Below are 17,846 nucleotides of genomic sequence, written 5' to 3' on the forward strand. Positions count from 1 at the left end.
GCAGGGCGGGTTTCGCGACGCGCAGCCGCCCTGGGTACACAGTCAATGCGGTTGCGCGGCAGGGCGATTCGGATCCAGCACGTCCACACCGTCGTGCTGCCAGGCCTGTCGCATCGCCTCGGCACCCTTGAGCCGCACCCATGCCGCCTCGGTCGCGGTGATCGGCGTCGCCGACAGGAAACGCACCGGGTCGGGCGCCACCGGCAAGTCGGGAATATCACTGTGGCCCAACAATATCGCGGTAAACGCGGCCCCCGCCCACAGCGGCGACCCGAGGTCGATCAGCGCGTCGGCGACCAGTACCACGCCCTCGACGGCCGGCGTCGCGGCCAGTAACGCGATGCTGCGCACCAGTCCGGCGGCCGGCTCGGCGCGACGCAGACACAGCACCACCTCGGCGCGCGGCCCATCGGACTGATCCACTACCACCTGCGCCGGATCGACCATCGGGTGTCGCGAACAGCCCAGCGACACGTAGTGCACCAATTCGCTTGTCGCCGAACGGAAGCGCAGCACCTCGATGGGCTCGGTACCCAGAAAGGTCACACTCGCCGCGTCCGGATCGGTGTCGAAGTGGCTGCGCAGATGCGCGCGCACCTGGTCCAGTATCACTGTGCCGCGGACGCCGGGATCGTCAGGTTAGCCCCCGAGTCCCCGTCGAACACGGCGAGCTTGGCGGTGTCGAAAGCCAACTCGATCGGCTGGCCGATCGCGGCCTTGGATTCGGTGGGAACTCTTGCGACGAACTCGTTTTCGCGCGCCTCGGACTCCGCGGCCAACTCGGCCAACTGGGCCGCGTGCACGTCGTAGCCGGCATTGCTGAAGTACACGTATTTGTCCGAGCCCAGCGACTCGACCAGGTCGACGTTCACCTCGAAGGTCAATGCCCTGATCCGCTGGTAGCCGTCGATCAGCGCCGCATCGGCGATGTGCTCGGGCCGTATCCCGACGATGACGTTGGCCGGCTTGCGGTGTTGGGCAATCACCTCGCGCAGCTCCGGGGCCAGCGTCACTTCACCGAGGGGCAACGTCAGACCCGGCGGGGTAAGCGTGGCGGGAAAGAAGTTCATCGCCGGCGAGCCGATGAAGCCCGCGACGAACAGGTTGGCCGGTCGTTCGTAAAGCTCTGTGGGAGTGCCGATCTGCTGTGCCACCCCGCCGTGCATCACCACCACCCGGTCACCCAGCGTCATCGCCTCGGTCTGGTCGTGGGTGACGTAGACGGTGGTGGTGCCCAGCCGCTTTTGCAACCTGGCGATCTCACCGCGCATCTGCACCCGGAGTTTGGCGTCCAGGTTGGACAGCGGCTCGTCCATCAGAAATGCCTTGGGATGGCGCACGATTGCCCGGCCCATCGCGACGCGCTGGCGCTGCCCGCCCGACAATTGCGAGGGCCGCCGATCCAAAAGCGCGGTCAGGTCAAGGATTTTCGCCGTCTCCTCGACCTTGGCGGCGATATCGGCCTTCTTCAGCTTGGCCAAGGTCAGCGGAAACGCGATGTTCTGCCGCACCGTCATGTGCGGATACAGCGCATACGACTGGAACACCATGGCGATATCGCGGTCCTTGGGCGCCTTCTCGTTCACCCGCTCGCCACCGATGCGCAGTTCGCCCGACGAGATATCCTCAAGCCCGGCAATCATATTCAGCGTGGTGGTCTTGCCACAGCCGGACGGGCCGACCAGAATCAGGAATTCTCCGTCGGCGATGGTGAGGCTGAGGTCGCGCACCGCCACATGACCGTCGGAATAGCTCTTGTTGACATGCTCGAGCACAATTTCTGCCATTGCGCTATCCCTTCACAGCGCCGGAGGTCAACCCGGCGACGATGCGTCGTTGGAAAATGAGAACGAACACGATGATCGGGACCGTGATCAGCACCGCGCCGGCCGCGATCGATCCCGTCGGCTCCTCGAACTGTGAGCTGCCGGTGAAGTTGGCGATCGCCACCGGAGCGGTGATGGCCGCTTGGGTGGCCGTCAGCGACAACGCCAACAGCAGGTCGTTCCACGCGAAGATGAACACCAGGATGGCCGCCGTCACCAGGCCCGGAGCCGCCAGCGGCACAATCACTTTGCGGAAAGCCTGCCCCGGCGTCGCGCCGTCCATCTTGGCGGCCTTCTCCAGATCCCATGGGATCTCCCGGAAAAACGCCGACAGCGTGTAGATGGCAAGCGGCAACGCGAAAGTTATGTACGGCAGGATCAGCCCGGGCCAGGTATCGAACAATCCCACGGCGCGTTCGATGTTGAACAATGGCGTCACCAACGAGATCGCCGGAAACATGGTGATCAGCAGCGTCATTCCGATCAACAGCCGCTTGCCCGGAAAGTCCAGCCGGGCAATCGCATACGCAGCCATCGCGCCCAGCAACACCGCGATCACGGTGGTGATCAATCCGATTCCGATCGAGTTGATCAGCGCCGAGCTGAAGAAGTCGCCCCGAAAGATGCCGCGGTAGTTGTCCAGCGTGATCGACGACGGAATCAGCTTGCCGTCCTTGACCATTGACGTCGGCTTGAGCGACAGGCTGAGGATCCACAGTACCGGCAGCAACGCGTACCCGACGACGAGAACGTCGACGACGACCCAGAAGGTCAAGCGCCGCGCGCCCACAAATTCAGCCACGGGCGCCAGCTCCCGCAGCTCCCGCGGCTCCCTCAGATTGCTGGGCACCGAACAGTTTGACGAAGATGAACGCGATCAACGCCACACACAAAAAGATCAGCACGCTGATCGCCGAACCCAGGCCCACGTTGAAACCCTTGAACAGGTTGTCGTAGCCCAGGATTGACACCGACCCGGTGTTGTTTTCGCCGGCGGTCAGCACGTAGATGTTGTCGAAAATCCGGAACGCGTCCAGAGTCCGGAACAGCAACGCCACCACCAGAGCCGGTTTCATGATCGGCAGGATGACCCTGGTCAGGCGCCGCCACGCGCCGGCGCCGTCAACCTGGGCGGCGCTCACCAAATCCTCTGGCACCAAAGCCAATCCGGCCAGCAACAGCAGCGACATGAACGGCGTCGTCTTCCACACTTCGGCAATGATCACCACCCCCAGCGACGGGATCTGCTGGGTCAGTGGCGCGCTGCCGTGCGGCAACAGGTTGGCCAGATACCCGGTCCCCGGCGTCCACGCGTAATACCAGCTGTACGACGCGGCCACCGTCACGATGCCGTACGGGATCAGCACCGCGGTGCGCACCAGGCCCTTGGCGACCACGGTGCGGTGCATCACCAGTGCCAGCGCCAAACCCAGCAGGAACTCGAACGTCACCGAAACCACCGTGATGCCCAGCGTCACCGCCAGCGCCGTCCACCAGTACCGATCGGTCAGGATCGTCTGGTAGTTGCCCAGGCCGACGAACGCGGTGTCCTGCGGAGTGGCCAGGTTGTTGCGCTGCAGGCTCAGCCACACCGCGTACCCGATCGGGTAGGCCGTCACCGCCAGCATCACGATCGCCGCGGGCGCCACCAACAGCAACGCCAGCCGCCGCTCGCCGCTAAGGCGCGTCACGGCAGCAGCCCCTTCCCGTCGATGGCCTTCTGCGCCTGCACGGTGAGCTGGTCGGCCGTGCGCTCCGGGTCAATCCGGGTGACCGGGCTCAGCGCCGTCGCCAACCGGATGGACAGCGCCTGGTAGGCCGGGGTGGCGGGCCGCACCGCGGCGTCAGTGAGCTGCCGGCGAATGATCTCGTACATCGGATACTTCGCCTGGAACCGTGGATCGGAGTACAGCGAGATGCGCACGGCCGGCAGACCGCCCTCGATCGACACGTACTTCTGGTTCGGCAGATCGCGCAGGCACCTGACGGCCTCGAACGCTTCGGCCCGGTGCCGGGTTGTTCGGGCCACCGCCAGGTTCAGCCCGCCGATCGTCACTTTGGCCGGCTGACCGGGCACCACCCCGGGATAGGGCGCGAAACCGAACACCTGTCGGCTGGCCGCATAGGCGATGCGGAACTGTTCGTCGGTGGGCACGAACGTCCCGACATTGTTGACGCTGCCGGCCAGTTCCGGAATCCGGTTGAGCGGCAGGAACGGCACCCCGCCTTTGACCGCGTTCTCCAGCATCGAAGGGAACACGTAGGGCCAGTTGACCTCCAGCGCGGCCTTGCCCTGCTCGAACGCCAGCCGGGCGGTGCCTTCTTCGGCGCGGCTGATCGACGGGTCGGCTCCGGGTGCGGTGGCCACCGACTTCAGCACCCGCAGGGCGGCGACGGTGGCGGCCCGGTGCGCGGGGGTGTCGGTCAGGGTGACCCGCTTGCCGTCTTCGTCGAGTACCTGGCCGCCGACGCTGGTCAGCACCGTGTTGAACCACACCACCAAACCCTCGCCCTGGTTGGCCTGCGCGGCGATCCAGCTCGGCTGGCCGGCGGCGCGCAACCGGGCCGCCTCGGCCACCATGCCGTCCCAGTCGGCCGGCGGTTGGGGGACCAAATCGGGCCGGTACCAAAGCAATTGAGTGTTGGTGATGACGGGCGCGGCATACAGCCGGTGTTTCCAGGTGGCCGTCTTGAGGGGTCCCGCCAGGGTGCCGACGGCCGCGTCTGCCTCGGCCAGTCCGGCCGGGTCCTCGGACAGCGGCACCGACCAGCCCGCTTCGGCGAACTCGGCGGTCCACACCACGTCCATGCCCATCACGTCCAGGGTGTGGTCGTTGCCGGTGAGCCGCCGCGCCAGCTGCAACCGCTGCTCGTCGGGGGACCTGGGCAAACTGACGTGCCGGATGACATAGCGGCCGCCGGCCTGCTCCGTGCAGCGTTGCGCGATCGCAGTGAACGTCGCCGCGTCGGTGGCCGGCGTGTAGAAGCTGATCACCAAGCCGCTCCCGGCCGATCCACACCCCGAAACCACCGACACGGTGATCAGCACACCCAGTACCGCGGCTGCTGCGCGCCGGATGCGGCTACAGTTCAACATCCCGCGGCGACGTCAGATCGCCAGACGCGCCAGCAGGTCCCGCGCCTTCTCTGCGTTTTGCGGATCGCAGAGTACGTCGTAGCGGCCGGCCACCAGTTGCATGGTGGAGCTGAAATCCCTGGTGCCGCGCGCCATCGCATACGGGACGGCAGACGTGATCAACCCGAAGAACACCCCGGCGACCAGACCGGTGATCAGCGCGCCCCACGGGTTGGGACTGAAGAAGCCGAGCACCAGCCCGATGAACAGACCGAGCCAGGCGCCGCTGAGTACGCCGCCGCCGAGCACTTTGGTCCAGGTCAGCCTGCCGGTCACCCGTTCCACCTGCATCAGGTCGACGCCGACGATGGTGACCTGCTGGACCGGGAATTGCTGTTCGGACAGGTAATCGACGGCGCGCTGCGCCTCGGCGTAGGTGGGATACGAGCCGACCGGCCAGCCCTTGGGCGGAGTCGGCAGCCCGGGCACGGCGCGGCGACCCGCACCCGTGCCGCCGGGCGTAGAGCCAGGGACCTGTCCAGGCTGGAATGGGCTAGTCATCGCTCCTCATTGTCCTCTGCCTTGGCCATCGTTTCATGTCCAGGTCAAGTCCGGTACCTGCAGATCACCCATATCCCCTGGCCGCAGGCACGATTCGGGACCGCACCCGGGTCGGGCACATAGGCTAGGTTGATCACCATGACAGCTCCCGGCGGCCCCTCCGGCGAGAGTGCACCCGACGGCCCATCCGCCAGCGAGCACCCCCCGACGCAGCCCGCTGAGCAGCCGGTTTACCCCGCTCCGTGGGCCTCGCCGGCATCGTCTGAGGCCGTCGACTATCCCTCGTCGGCCAACCAGCCGCCGGCTTACCAGCCGCCGGTCTACCCGCAGCCGGGCTACCAGCCGCCGGCTTACCAGCCGCCTCCCGGCCACCAGCCGTACCCGCCCATGCCGCCGCCTTACGGTGCCGCACCCGGCGGCTACGGACCGTCCTACCCAGACCCGTACCAGTATCACGGCGGCTACTACCCGCCGCCGGAGTATCCGGGCGGCTACGGAGCATCCGGGACGAACACCCTGGCGATCGCCTCGCTGGTGACGTCCATCGCCGGGGTGCTCTGCTGCGGCACCAGCTCGATCGTGGGCATCGTGCTGGGCACGATCGCGCTCAACCAGATCAAGCAGACCCGGGAAGAGGGCTACGGCCTGGCGGTGGCCGGGATCGTGATCGGGGTCGCGGCCCTGCTGATCTACCTGATCGTCTTCTTGTTCAGCATCCCTTCGCGCTAGCCGCGCGGCCGCGCCGTCGGCGACTGCCTACGCTTTCAACCATGGGATCAGTCGACCGGGTCTACGTGGCGCGGCTCTCGCGGATGATGGTGCTGGGCCCCATGGGCGAAAACTTCGGCCGCGTGCGCGACGTGGTGATCGGCATCAGCATCGTGCGCCAACAGCCGCGGGTGCTCGGGCTGGTCGTCGATCTGGCCACCCGCCGCAGCATCTTCATCCCGATGCTGCGCGTCGCCGCGATCGAGCCCAAGGCGATCACCCTCAACACCGGCAACGTCTCGCTGCGCCACTTCGAGCAGCGTCCCGGTGAGGTGCTGGCGCTGGGCCAGGTGCTTGACACCCCGGTGAAGGTCACCGACCCGGACTTGCCGGAGCTGGCCAACGCCGACATCGTGATCACCGACCTGGCCATCGAGCAGACCCGGACCCGCGACTGGCTGGTCACCCGGGTGGCCGTGCGCACCCACCGGCGGCTGGGACGCCGCGGCCCGGTCCACGTCGTGGACTGGCAGAACGTGCACGGGCTGACGCCGTCGGCCTTGGCCATGCCGGGACAGGCGGTGGCTCAGCTGCTGGATCAGTTCGAGGGGCGCCGGGCCGTCGACGTCGCCGACGCCATTCGCGGTCTGCCCAGCAAGCGCCGTTACGAGGTGTTCAAGGCGCTCGACGACGATCGGCTGGCCGACATCCTGCAGGAGCTGCCCGAGCTGGATCAGGCCGAGGTGCTCTCGCAGCTGGGCACCGAACGCGCGGCCGACGTGCTCGAAGAGATGGATCCCGACGACGCTGCCGACCTGCTCGGCGTGCTGAATCCCAACGACGCCGAGATGCTGCTGACCCGGATGGATCCCGATGACTCCGACCCGGTGCGCCGGCTGCTCAAGCACTCGCCGGACACCGCGGGCGGGTTGATGACGTCAGATCCGGTCGTGCTGACGCCCGATACCTCGGTCGCGGAGGCGCTGGCCCGGGTTCGCGATCCCGACCTGACCCCGGCCCTGTCGTCGATGGTGTTCGTGACGCGCCCGCCGACGGCTACGCCGACCGGCCACTACCTTGGCTGCGTGCCGCTTCAGCAGCTGCTCCGGGACCCGCCGGCCGCCCTGGTCGGCGGAATCGTCGACACCGACCTGCTCACCCTGACACCGGAGACCCCGCTCGGTGCCGTCACCCGCTACTTCGCCGCCTACAACCTGGTCTGCGGCCCCGTGGTCGACGAAGAAAACCACCTGTTGGGCGCCGTCACGGTAGACGACCTGCTCGATCACCTGCTGCCGCACGACTGGCGCGTTGACGTGCAGCAGCTCGACCCCGCGGGCCGGCCCGCCCGATCTGGAGGCCATCAGTGAGCAAGCCGGCAGCACCGCGCGGGCTGTACAGCCCGCGCACATCGCGCAGGTTCACCCCGCGGCTCGACCCCGAGGCCGTCGGGCAGATCACCGAATCCATCGCGCGGTTCTTCGGCACCGGCCGTTACCTGCTGCTGCAGACGATCATGGTGATCACCTGGATCCTGCTGAACCTGTTCGCCGTGCGCTGGCGCTGGGATCCCTATCCGTTCATCCTGCTGAACCTGGCCTTCTCCACCCAGGCCGCCTACGCCGCGCCGCTGATTCTGCTGGCGCAGAACCGTCAGGAGAACCGCGATCGCGTGGCGCTGGAAGAGGACCGCCGGCGGGCCGCACAGACCAAGGCCGACACCGAGTACCTGGCCCGCGAGCTTGCCGCGCTGCGGCTGGCCATCGGTGAGGTTCCCAGCCGTGACTACCTCCGTCACGAGCTCGATGGCCTGCGCACCCTGCTGACGGAAATGCAGACGCCCAGAACGGAACCGGGGCCGGCGCGACTGGCCGACGAGCGGCGTGCTAAGAAATCCAGCTGAGAACCAACTCCGCCATTGCGCAACTCCAGTAACAAGAGTTATGTATGGTGATCTAGTTCACGAAGCTAAACAAAGACAGTTTCCCGACGGCTCATCCTGAGGACGGTCGAGTGCGCATAGGGGGACGCTGGGGTGCACACCCGGCCCTCGCCACGGTGCGGCAGCGGGCATCTCGCCTGACGCGCCCGGCACTCGGTATGGCCGTGATAACCCCCCTGGTGTTCGCTGGGGCGGTCGGCGGGACGGCTCCCACCTATCCCGGTAAGAAGCCGCCGATGCGTGCCGCCATCACTCCGGTGGCCGCCGTCGCACCGTCGCCGCGCATCGACCTAGCCGGTCCGGTCGTCATCTCCCTGCAGCGCCGGCCGACCAAGTTCCACGTCGCCGCGGCCACCATCTCCGCGCCGCCGCCCCCGATGATCGTCAATACCCCTGGCGCCCTCGGCATTCCGCTCATGGCACTGACCGCATACCGCAACGCCGAGACGAAGATGGCCGCCGCGGAGCCCGCCTGCGGCATCAGCTGGAACCTGCTGGCCGGCATCGGGCGCATCGAGTCGATGCACGCCAACGGCGGTGCCGTCGACGCGCGCGGCACCGCGGTCAACCCGATCTACGGCCCGGCGCTGGACGGCACGCTGCCCGGCAACGAGGTCATCATCCAAAGCCAGGTCGGCAATCGCGTCACCTACGCCCGCGCCATGGGCCCCATGCAGTTCCTGCCCGGCACCTGGGCGCGCTACGCCGTCGACGGCGACGGCGACGGGGTGCCGGACCCGCAGAACATCTTCGACTCGACCCTGGCCGCCGCCCGGTACCTGTGCAGCGGCGGGCTCAACCTGCGCGATCCCGGTCAGGTCATGGCCGCGATCCTGCGCTACAACAACTCGATGTCCTACGCCCAGAACGTGCTGGGCTGGGCGGCGGCCTACGCCACCGGCGTGGTGCCCGTCGACCTGCCGCCGATCACCGGGCCACCCCCGCCGATCGGCGACGCGCACCTCGAGCACCCGGAGGGACTGGGGCCCAACCTGCCGATGAACGTCAACGGCCTGGGCGTCAACGACCCGATGAGTTCGCACATGCCACTGATCGACTTCGGGCCGCCGCAGATCCTGACTCAAGCGCCGATGTGGCCGATGCCGCAGCAACCCATGTGGCCATGGCTACAGCCGACCGCGCCGGTGCAGGCGCCGCTGCCGACGAACGTGCCGGGCTGCACCCTGATCTGCATCGGCGCGCAGGACCCGGCACCCGCAGGCCCGGGGGGCCCGCCCATTCCCAACGGCGGGATCGTGCTGGCGCCGCAGGGTCCGCCGCCGGCACCGCCCCAGCTTCCGGCGCTGCCGGATCCGCAGGCCCCGCCGCCGATCGCCCCGCCGCCGGCCCCGGCCAACCCGGCGCCGGCACCCAAGCCGCCCACGCCGCAGAGCCCCAAGCCCAGCCCGCCCGCTCCGGGCGAGCCGGCGCTCACACCGGTCAGCTGATTCGCCGCGGACTGCAGCCGCCTACACTCGGCGGTGATGTCCGGAACCCAAGATGACGCCGCCGACCTCGTCGGGGCGATCCGCACCGCGCTGGCCAAAGTCATAGATCCCGAACTTCGCCGTCCCATCACCGAACTCGGGATGGTCAAGGGCGTCGACATCAACGCCGACAGCAGCGTGCATGTCGAGATCTACCTGACCACCGCCGCTTGCCCGAAGAAGACCGAGATCAGCGAGCGCGTCACCCAGGCGGTCAGCGACGTGCCGGGTACCGGAGCCGTCACGGTCAGCCTCGATGTGATGAGCGACGAGCAGCGCACCGAGCTGCGCAAGCAGCTGCGCGGCGACGCCGCCGAACCCGTGATCCCGTTCGCCCAGCCCAGCTCGCTGACCCGGGTGTACGCGGTCGCGTCCGGCAAGGGCGGGGTCGGCAAGTCCACCGTCACGGTCAACCTGGCCGCCGCCATGGCCGCCCGGGGCCTGTCGGTGGGTGTGCTGGATGCCGACATCCACGGCCACTCCATCCCTCGCATGATGGGCACCAGCGACCGGCCCACGCAGGTCGAGTCGATGATTCTGCCGCCCATCGCCCACGAGGTGAAGGTCATCTCGATCGCCCAGTTCACCCGGGACAACACCCCTGTGGTGTGGCGCGGGCCGATGCTGCACCGGGCATTGCAGCAGTTCCTGGCCGACGTCTACTGGGGCGACCTGGACGTGCTGCTGCTCGACCTGCCGCCCGGGACCGGCGACATAGCCATCTCGGTGGCGCAGCTGATCCCGAACGCCGAGATCCTGGTGGTCACCACGCCCCAGCTGGCCGCGGCCGAGGTGGCCGAACGAGCCGGCAGCATCGCCTTGCAGACGCGGCAGCGCGTGGTGGGAGTGGTCGAGAACATGTCCGGGCTGGTGCTGCCGGACGGCAGCACATTGCAGGTGTTCGGTGCAGGCGGCGGCCAGCAGGTGGCCGAGCGGCTGTCGCGGGCGGTTGGCGCCGAGGTGCCGCTGCTGGGCCAGATCCCGCTGGACCCCGCGCTGGTGGCCTCCGGCGATGAGGGTGTCCCGCTGGTGTTGAGCGCACCGGATTCGGCGGTGGGCAAGGAGCTGCGCGGCATCGCCGACCGCCTGTCGACCCGTAGGCGCGGCCTAGCCGGTATGTCGCTGAGCCTCGACCCCACTAGGCGCTGAGGACGCCGGGTAACGGCTGTCTGCTGTTCGCTCGGCGTTGGTGAACTCGGCTGGCTTAGATGTCTTTAACGCATTGAGCCCTCAGGGCGCGGTTATTTGATTGGTGATATCGAGTGCGGCGCCAGGATCATGGTGATGATCGGTCGTGTTCCGGCACTCGCCGTCAAGGATGATTTCACCGCGAGTGTGATCGAACGCCAAGAAGTTGATATTCGCCGTCACGCCGTTCTTATTCAGAGCTGTGCCGTGGTAGTGCTGTCCCGGCGGGGCGCCGTCGCTCCAGCCGCTGGAGAGCATCGCGGCGCGGATGTGCTGAAAGTACGCGTCCGGATCGCCGTGCAACAAGAAACTGATCGTTACCCTGCCCTGGTAGGGGGGGTCGCCTTGGTCGTTGCACGAGGCAAACGAAAACCCGCCGTCGACGCCTTGCAGGTCGGCCGCGGTGACGATCTGCTGGCCGGCTCGATCGCCTGCGCCATGGTCTGATCGTCGGTCATGGGATGCGCGGAATCATCAAAGGGGTTAGACGAGCCCGAAGAATGCGGTTTGGGAAACACCAGCGAACATCCTCCTAGCACCATAACGACCACCACGGCCGCGGCGAGCCGCGCTCGCCGTAACCACACGCGTTGCCGCTCAGTGGTGATGTTGCTCATCGAAAACATGATCACAGTCCGCAATATGGGTTATTCGGCCCGAGCGGCAAACCCGCATGCCGCATCTCCAGACTCAGGGCGCGGTTATTTGATTGGTGATCTCAATCCAGCGACCGTCACCCTTGTGGTTGGCCGTGTTGCGGCATTCGCCATCAAGGATGATTTCTCCGTAAGCGTGGTCGGAGGGGAAGAAGTTGATATTTGCGGTCACGCCGTTCTTGTTCAGGGTTGTGCCGTGATAGTGCTGCCCTGGCGGAGCGCCTTCATTCCAGCCATGGGACAGCATCGCGGCCCGAACTTGCTGGAAGTAGGTGTCCGGCTCGCCATGAATGAGGAAGCTGATCGTGACTGTCCCCTGGTAGGGCGGGTCACCTTGGTCGTTACACGAGGCGAACGAAAATGCTCCAGAGACGCCTTGCAGGTCGGCTGCGGTGACGATTTGCTTAGCCGGCTCGATTAGCTGCGCCTTGGTCTGATCGTCGTTCATGGGGTGCGCAGAATCATCGAAGGGGTTAGACGAGCCCGAGGAATGCGGTTTGGGAAGCACCAGCGAACATCCTCCTAGCACCATGACGACCACCACGGCCGCGGCGAGCCGCGCTCGCCGTAACCACACGCGTTGCCGCTTAGTGGTGATGTTGCTCATCGAAAATATGATCATCGGTAACAGATCCTGGCGGGCGGGCCCACTCCGGGTCAATGACGGCGGGCGTGCCGGGTATACCAACGCCGACCGGGCCCACACCCGGAATGTCGACCTTGCCAACCTGATAGCGGTGCTGGGCCGTCATGCCGTCGGATTCCAGCGCATCTCCGTGACCGGAGGCGATGTCGGCCATGCTGTGCAGGGCTTCACTACCGCGATGGTAATAGTACGAATGGTCATGCGGATTAATGCCGTCAGAGCCGGGCACCTCGGCGCGAAAACGCACCGATCCGAATCCGTCGGCGGCCGGGTCAGCGCCCAATCCAGGCGTTAGACCCAGCACCTGACCGCCAACGTTGTCTCGGTTCACATAGTGGCCAAGGCCATTCAGCTCCCCCAGCATGCCAACCGGATCCGTCGAGGCATCACCCACGAACACATGCCCGCCGTCAAGATGAAAGCTCGCGGCATTGGCGGCGAGATCTGTTCCCGGGCAACCGATCAGCACCGCATCGTTGGCGTGCATCTGACCCAGGGCGAACGCGTCGGCCACGGTGGTCGAACCGTATGAGTGGCCCAGCACGGTGACGTGCTGGCCGGCGCCGAGGTGCGTGGCCCACAAGCCATTGACATCCTGCGCCAAGACCTGGCCGCCGGTTCGCGCCAACGCGGGGGTGGAAATCCGCTGAACGTCGTTGAAGTCATTGGGAGCGTCGTAGCCCATCCACGCGATCACCGCCGTGGGGTTCTTCGGGTCGGCGGCGTTGGCCTGCTCGAACAGGTTCAGCGCGTCGTTGTGTCCCTCGTGCAGCCAACCACCCCGCACGCTGCTGCTGGTGCCCGGCACAATCACCGCAGTGTTCTTCGCCAGGTCCGGGTTACCGATGGCGATCGCCGCACGCCCCTTACCGCCGAAAGCCAACGGGTTATAAGCGAACAAGAACACGGATTTCGGCTTGAGTGGGTCCCCGGCGTCGTGGTCGAGACCTTGCTTGGTCTGATCGGCGTTCTGGTAGCGGGTGATGTCGGTGGCCGACAGACCGTACTTCGTCGGATCGCGCACCACATCGTCGACCGACACGCGGTAGCGGGTGGCGATGTCGCGCACCCGGTTGAGGTCCTTTGTCATCACTGCCAGATTGGCGTCGCTGCGCGCGAGGACCGGAATGCCGTTGAGATTGCCGATCTGATCGGGATGGTCAGCGATGAGCTGCTGCCGCTCCTCGGGCGTCAATGATGTCCACCACTTGTTCACATCCTCCGGTTTCGTGCCGGGTGGCGGAATCTGAGGTCTTGCATCCACCGCCTGGAGAACGTCTGGGTCGTAGCCATCTGCGCGTAACGTGTCCAGCGACTTGTCCAGGTAACGCGAGTAGCCATCGCGAAGCGACTCGATTTGGGCCAGAGCGGATTTGGTGTCAGCGATGGCCTCGTCTTCAAGACCGGTGATGTGGAGATCCAATAGCTTTTTCTCACCTGCGGTCAGGTGGATGTCCTTCTCCGCTTCCAGGGCCTGGCCGATTTCATTGTCGAGCTCCTGTAGTTGAACCTCCAAGGTCGAGATCAGCAGTGCGCTGGTTCGCTGCGCCTGGGCCAACGCGGCCGCGATGTTTTCCAGGTCCACCCCGATCTTGGGCAACTGCAAGGACTGCGCACCCAGCGACTTGGTCACCCGCGCCACCTCGGCGGAGTCATTGATCGGATGCTCGCCATTCTCCCGATTCCACGACGCCTCAAAGCGACGGCGCGCTTCGTCGAATGCCGCGCTGGACTCAGCGGTGCACCGCCCAGCAGCATGAAACGCCTCAGCCAAATCAGCAATCTGCGCCGGGCGGCCGTCCCGAAGACTCTGATTGATCGCCCACGGATCCCCGCCAGATTCGGCGATCAGCGCCGGGACGCTTATGTAATGGAGCTGCACCGCACTGCTCGCAGCGTTGCGACGTTGCGCTCATCCACGTCGGCGAAGCCCGTCGCCGCCTGATGCGCTCTGCCGCCGATCGCCGTCAACGCCTCCTGGTGTGCCTGCAGGTCCCTCACCTGCTTGGCATGGGCCACGCTGAGCGCCTCGTGAAATGCTTCGGCCGCCGTGAAGCTGCCAAACATCCTGGACAGCAGCGGACCCCGGGAAAGCTGATCAGCGCCCTCTTGGGCGAGGCCGCCAGCGCGGTGCGATTGGGTGCCACCCGAATGCAATAAGCCCGTATCGACAAACAACATTCACCCCATTTCCGAGCTGCTGCAACGCTACTAGCGTACGTTTGCACGTCAATTCACGAAGATGGCGGTGTACCGCCACTCCTTCTTAGGTCGCGTCGGGATCGAACGGGGTGCGCTCCGGATTCACCGCGGGCTGTTGCGGCGCCGACGGCGCAGACGGCGCCGACGGAGCCTCGGCCGGCTTGTCGAAGTTGCCGGTGAAGATGGAGTCGTCGCCGTCGAGCAGGTGCTTGGTCAGCGCCGCCCGCGGCGTCATCCCCCGCAGCTTCTGCAGCTCGCCCAAATGCCCACGGATGTCGTCGAATTCGGGGCCCATGTCCTCGCGCAACTGGTTCGTCACGCCGCTGAGGTAGTCACGCGCCTGCCGCAGCGCACTCGCTGACCAGCGGATGGCGCCCGGTAGCCGTTCCGGCCCGAGCACCACCAGCCCGACCACTACGAGGACGAGCATCTCCCCCCAGCCGATGTTGGCGAACATCTAGCTGGTATCGGGGTCGGGTTTGACCGTCAGCGTCACATGGCGACCGTCGCGGACCACCTCGATCGGCGCATCCTGACCGATCATCAGCTGCCTTACCGCCACGACCGCTTCGTCGGAGTCAGCCACCTTGCGGTTGCCAATTTTGACGATTACGTCGTTTTCCAGGATCCCGCCCTTCTGCGCGGGGCTCCCGGCTTTAACGTTGGCCACCTGGGCACCCGACGCGATCGCGTTACTCACCGAGCGGGTACTGATGCCCAGCGTCGGGTGCACGATCTTGCCGTCTTTGATCAGCGTCTGCGCAACGAATTTCATCTCGTTGACCGGAATGGCGAAGCCCAGCCCACTGGCGCTGTCCGACAACGACTTACCAGCCGTGTTGATCCCGATCACCTGCGAATCCATGTCGATCAGCGGACCACCGGAGTTGCCGTGGTTGATCGAAGCGTCGGTCTGCAGGGCATCGATGACGGTATCGGTGTCAGAGCCCTCCCCCGACAACGGCACCGGCCGGTGCAGCGCGCTGATGATGCCGTGCGTGACCGTGCTGCGCAGGCCCAACGGCGCTCCCGCCGCGAGAACCTCGTCGCCGACGCGCACCTTGTCCGAATCACCGAGCCGGGCCACCGTCAGGTTGTCGACGTTGTCGACCTTGAGGACGGCCAGGTCGGTCTTGGGGTCGCGCCCCACCAGATTGGCCGGTACTTCCTTGCCGTCGTTGAACACCACGGTGGTCTTGAAGCGGCTGGGGTTGTTGGCCGCCTCGGAGATCACATGGTTGTTGGTGACGATGTAGCCGCGGCCGTCGATGATGACGCCGGAGCCCTGCATGCCCTCCTGGTCGCTCTTGGACTCGATGGTCACCACGGCGTCGGCGATAGCGGCCGCGACCTTGGTGAACCGGCCAGCCGGCTCCTGGGCGTTGCCATTCGTCGACAGCGTCACCTTCGAGGTGGTGAACGCCTCGACGACTTCGGCCGTCTTGCGGCCGACCACCCCGCCGATCACGCCGATCACCAGCGCGATCAGCAGCAGGACGGCCAGCGCGAGGTAGGAAACCTTGCCGCCGAACAGCACGTCGCGCACGCCGAGCTTGCCGGTGTAGCCCAGCGAGCCCGCCGGCGCCGGCGGGGGTACGGCCGGAGTGCCCAGCGCCGCCGCGGCCGACGGATCACGCCACGGATCGTCGGGTTCGTCGGAATCGGTGCCGTCCTTTTCGGCGGCCAGGGCCCCGGCGTCGATCGGGTGGCGCTGCAGCGAGTCGGTGCCGCCGAACGGACGGCTGAACGCCTCTTCCAGCACCGGGTCGGCCGGCTGATCGTGGGGCCGGAATTCGCCCTGATCCCGATACTTCGGCGGGCGGACGCGCTCTGCCACAAAGGATCCCTGCTGCCCGGACGGGCGACCGAACGCCTGACGGGATGCCGGGTCCACCGGTGGCCGGGAGATGGGGCGCGGCGCTAGGCGGGAGCCGCCGTCTTGGCCACCGTTATTGCCTTGGTCGGAGGTCATGCATCCTCTTCTGAACGTTCTGAGCGTCTGATGCGGTCTAGACAGGGCTTACATCCGCCATGCGGGCACGGCGTTGTTCGTGTCCACCCTACTAGCGGCGCTTGCGCTGGTCGCGCGCCTCGCGGTCAGTGATGGCTTCGGTGCAGCCGTCGGATAGCGGCGCCGGGTCGTCGACCGGGTGATGCGGGATCTGCGACAGCAGTCCGAGCAGCGTGCTGGGAATCCGGATCGGGTGCGAGTCGCGCAGCGCGGCACGCGCGCGGCTGTGGTCGTCCACCTCGGCCGCGCATTGCGGACACAGCGAAAGGTGGTGGGCGGCGCGCAGATGCGCATTCATCCGCAACTCACCGTCGACGAACGCCGCGATGGCCTCGATGGACAGGTGCTCGGTGGAGCGGAACCGCCGCGCGCCCACTGGCGCATCACTTTGGGAGGCGAATTGCGCCGGGAGCCAGGAGAACGCGCGCCGAAATACATGTCCCATGTTTTCAGGGCCGGCCATCCTCCCGCTCCTTCCCTACCTTTTCGAGCCATCGGTAACTCGAATGTAGCGCGGCGCGGTGCTTGATAACCATCATCAGCGGCTAAAACCCCAGGATTTGGGACCAGTTGGCAACCATCCAGTGGCCAAACAGATGAGTGCGGCCGCTAAGCGATTCGCTTAGCTGGCCGAGGGGTACAACTCGCCGCGCTCATGATGCGCGGCCAGGTAATCCCGCAGTGCCTGACGGCCCCGGTGGATCCGGCTGCGCACCGTGCCCAGCTTCACGCCCAGCGTCGCGCCGATCTCCTCGTAGGACAGACCCTCGATGTCGCAGAGCACAACAGCGGCACGAAACTCCGGCGGCAGCGAGTCCAGCGCAGCCTGCAGGTCCGGGCCCAGGCGTGAGTCGTGGTAGATCTGCTCGGGGTTGGGTTCGTCGGCCGGCACCCGGTCGTAATCCTCGGGCAGGGCTTCCATCCGGATGCGCGCCCGCCGGCGGACCATGTCCAGGAACAGGTTCGTGGTGATGCGGTGCAGCCAGCCCTCGAAGGTGCCGGGCTGGTAGTTCTGAACCGAGCGGAAGACCCTGATGAAGGTCTCCTGCGTCAGGTCCTCGGCGTCTTGCTGGTTGCCCGAGAGCCGATACGCCAGCCGGTACACCCGGTCGGCATGCTGGCGCACCAACTCGTCCCACGACGGCATGGTGGCCTTGTCCCCGGTCGCGTCGAAAACTGCGGTGCCGTGGAGTGTGTCAGACGGCTCGACCCACTCATCGTCACGGATCTGTTGAGGATGAGACATGGTGGTCGGGCTCAAGGTAGTGATAATTGGTTCCTCCGGACTTCCCTTGCGATCTTTACGATCAAGGGTTGGCATTTCTTCATCCGCCGAAACACGGAGTTGCCAATCCGTATTCCCGGTCCAGCGTCCGCCGCGTTCCATACCGCTACCGTCGCGTACCGGCGTATGGGCGACATAGGAGCAATCTGAGGTTTAGCTGAGAAACCATACTGTTACCCGCGTTATCCAGCGGTTATGAAGTTCAAAGTTATTTCGGCCGCGCCGCTGCTCCCGGGCGTGTCTCGCGCGCCTGCCCTG

At 66.3% G+C, this 17,846-nt stretch carries 18 protein-coding genes and 1 pseudogene; 5 read left to right on the forward strand and 14 right to left on the reverse strand.

What is annotated here, in order from left to right; all coding sequences use genetic code 11:
- Positions 1 to 42 precede the first annotated feature (42 nt).
- The 6 genes from BST12_RS18695 to BST12_RS18720 are packed head-to-tail and all read right to left on the reverse strand — an operon-like array spanning position 43 to position 5,463.
- Positions 43 to 606, reverse strand: coding sequence for a suppressor of fused domain protein (locus BST12_RS18695; protein WP_083114655.1), 564 nt, complete (start codon positions 604 to 606; stop codon positions 43 to 45).
- Positions 607 to 608: 2 nt separating this feature from the next.
- Positions 609 to 1,787 (reverse strand): ABC transporter ATP-binding protein, encoded by a 1,179-nt coding sequence (locus tag BST12_RS18700; protein ID WP_083114626.1) that lies wholly within the window; start codon positions 1,785 to 1,787, stop codon positions 609 to 611.
- Positions 1,788 to 1,791: 4 nt separating this feature from the next.
- Positions 1,792 to 2,616: a carbohydrate ABC transporter permease gene (locus tag BST12_RS18705; protein ID WP_083114656.1), complete on the reverse strand. Its 825-nt coding sequence runs from the start codon at positions 2,614 to 2,616 to the stop codon at positions 1,792 to 1,794.
- Positions 2,617 to 2,620: 4 nt separating this feature from the next.
- Positions 2,621 to 3,517 carry a carbohydrate ABC transporter permease gene (locus tag BST12_RS18710; protein WP_245850427.1) on the reverse strand — a complete coding sequence of 299 codons (897 nt, stop codon included), beginning with the start codon at positions 3,515 to 3,517 and terminating at the stop codon, positions 2,621 to 2,623.
- The gene (locus BST12_RS18715) at positions 3,514 to 4,923 is read right to left on the reverse strand and encodes an extracellular solute-binding protein (RefSeq protein ID WP_083114627.1); all 1,410 of its coding nucleotides are present in this window, start codon (positions 4,921 to 4,923) and stop codon (positions 3,514 to 3,516) included. Before BST12_RS18715 ends, BST12_RS18710 begins: the two co-directional genes overlap by 4 nt.
- A gap of 12 nt (positions 4,924 to 4,935) precedes the next feature.
- Entirely contained in the window at positions 4,936 to 5,463 is a 528-nt protein-coding gene (locus tag BST12_RS18720; RefSeq protein ID WP_083114628.1) for a YflT domain-containing protein, read from the reverse strand.
- Between the two features lie 138 nt (positions 5,464 to 5,601).
- On the opposite strand from BST12_RS18720, the gene BST12_RS18725 reads away from it, so the two are divergent.
- The 5 genes from BST12_RS18725 to BST12_RS18745 all read left to right on the forward strand — a co-directional run bounded on the left by BST12_RS18725 (position 5,602) and on the right by BST12_RS18745 (position 10,749).
- Complete coding sequence (locus tag BST12_RS18725) at positions 5,602 to 6,192, forward strand: DUF4190 domain-containing protein (RefSeq protein WP_083114629.1); 591 nt, start codon at positions 5,602 to 5,604, stop codon at positions 6,190 to 6,192.
- Positions 6,193 to 6,233: 41 nt separating this feature from the next.
- Positions 6,234 to 7,541 (forward strand): magnesium transporter MgtE N-terminal domain-containing protein, encoded by a 1,308-nt coding sequence (locus BST12_RS18730; protein WP_083114630.1) that lies wholly within the window; start codon positions 6,234 to 6,236, stop codon positions 7,539 to 7,541.
- Positions 7,538 to 8,074 (forward strand): DUF1003 domain-containing protein, encoded by a 537-nt coding sequence (locus BST12_RS18735; RefSeq protein ID WP_083114631.1) that lies wholly within the window; start codon positions 7,538 to 7,540, stop codon positions 8,072 to 8,074. The genes BST12_RS18730 and BST12_RS18735 overlap by 4 nt, the downstream gene beginning before the upstream one ends.
- Before the next feature lie 110 nt (positions 8,075 to 8,184).
- A complete protein-coding gene (locus BST12_RS18740; protein ID WP_083114632.1) occupies positions 8,185 to 9,561 on the forward strand; it encodes a lytic transglycosylase domain-containing protein in 1,377 nt (458 codons plus the stop codon).
- Positions 9,562 to 9,597: 36 nt separating this feature from the next.
- Entirely contained in the window at positions 9,598 to 10,749 is a 1,152-nt protein-coding gene (locus tag BST12_RS18745) for an Mrp/NBP35 family ATP-binding protein (protein ID WP_083114633.1), read from the forward strand.
- An 81-nt stretch (positions 10,750 to 10,830) separates the two neighbouring features.
- Here the strand turns inward: BST12_RS18745 and BST12_RS34635 are convergent.
- From BST12_RS34635 to sigE, 8 genes and pseudogenes are all read right to left on the reverse strand, one after another.
- A pseudogene (locus BST12_RS34635) lies at positions 10,831 to 11,405 on the reverse strand (hypothetical protein).
- A gap of 73 nt (positions 11,406 to 11,478) precedes the next feature.
- Complete coding sequence (locus BST12_RS18755; RefSeq protein WP_083114634.1) at positions 11,479 to 12,051, reverse strand: hypothetical protein; 573 nt, start codon at positions 12,049 to 12,051, stop codon at positions 11,479 to 11,481.
- A complete protein-coding gene (locus BST12_RS18760) occupies positions 12,032 to 13,972 on the reverse strand; it encodes a putative alpha/beta hydrolase (protein WP_083114635.1) in 1,941 nt (646 codons plus the stop codon). Before BST12_RS18760 ends, BST12_RS18755 begins: the two co-directional genes overlap by 20 nt.
- A complete protein-coding gene (locus BST12_RS18765) occupies positions 13,954 to 14,268 on the reverse strand; it encodes a DUF2563 family protein (protein ID WP_083114658.1) in 315 nt (104 codons plus the stop codon). The genes BST12_RS18760 and BST12_RS18765 overlap by 19 nt, the downstream gene beginning before the upstream one ends.
- Before the next feature lie 88 nt (positions 14,269 to 14,356).
- Entirely contained in the window at positions 14,357 to 14,749 is a 393-nt protein-coding gene (gene tatB / locus BST12_RS18770) for a Sec-independent protein translocase protein TatB (RefSeq protein ID WP_083114636.1), read from the reverse strand.
- Positions 14,750 to 16,264, reverse strand: a complete 1,515-nt coding sequence (gene htrA / locus BST12_RS18775; protein WP_083114637.1) for a serine protease HtrA — start codon at positions 16,262 to 16,264, stop codon at positions 14,750 to 14,752.
- A 91-nt stretch (positions 16,265 to 16,355) separates the two neighbouring features.
- Entirely contained in the window at positions 16,356 to 16,766 is a 411-nt protein-coding gene (gene rseA / locus BST12_RS18780) for an anti-sigma E factor RseA (protein WP_083114638.1), read from the reverse strand.
- Between the two features lie 159 nt (positions 16,767 to 16,925).
- The gene (gene sigE / locus BST12_RS18785) at positions 16,926 to 17,690 is read right to left on the reverse strand and encodes an RNA polymerase sigma factor SigE (RefSeq protein WP_083114639.1); all 765 of its coding nucleotides are present in this window, start codon (positions 17,688 to 17,690) and stop codon (positions 16,926 to 16,928) included.
- Between the last annotated feature and the right edge of the window lie 156 nt (positions 17,691 to 17,846).

Source organism: Mycobacterium angelicum (genome assembly GCF_002086155.1).
GTDB lineage: Bacteria > Actinomycetota > Actinomycetes > Mycobacteriales > Mycobacteriaceae > Mycobacterium > Mycobacterium angelicum.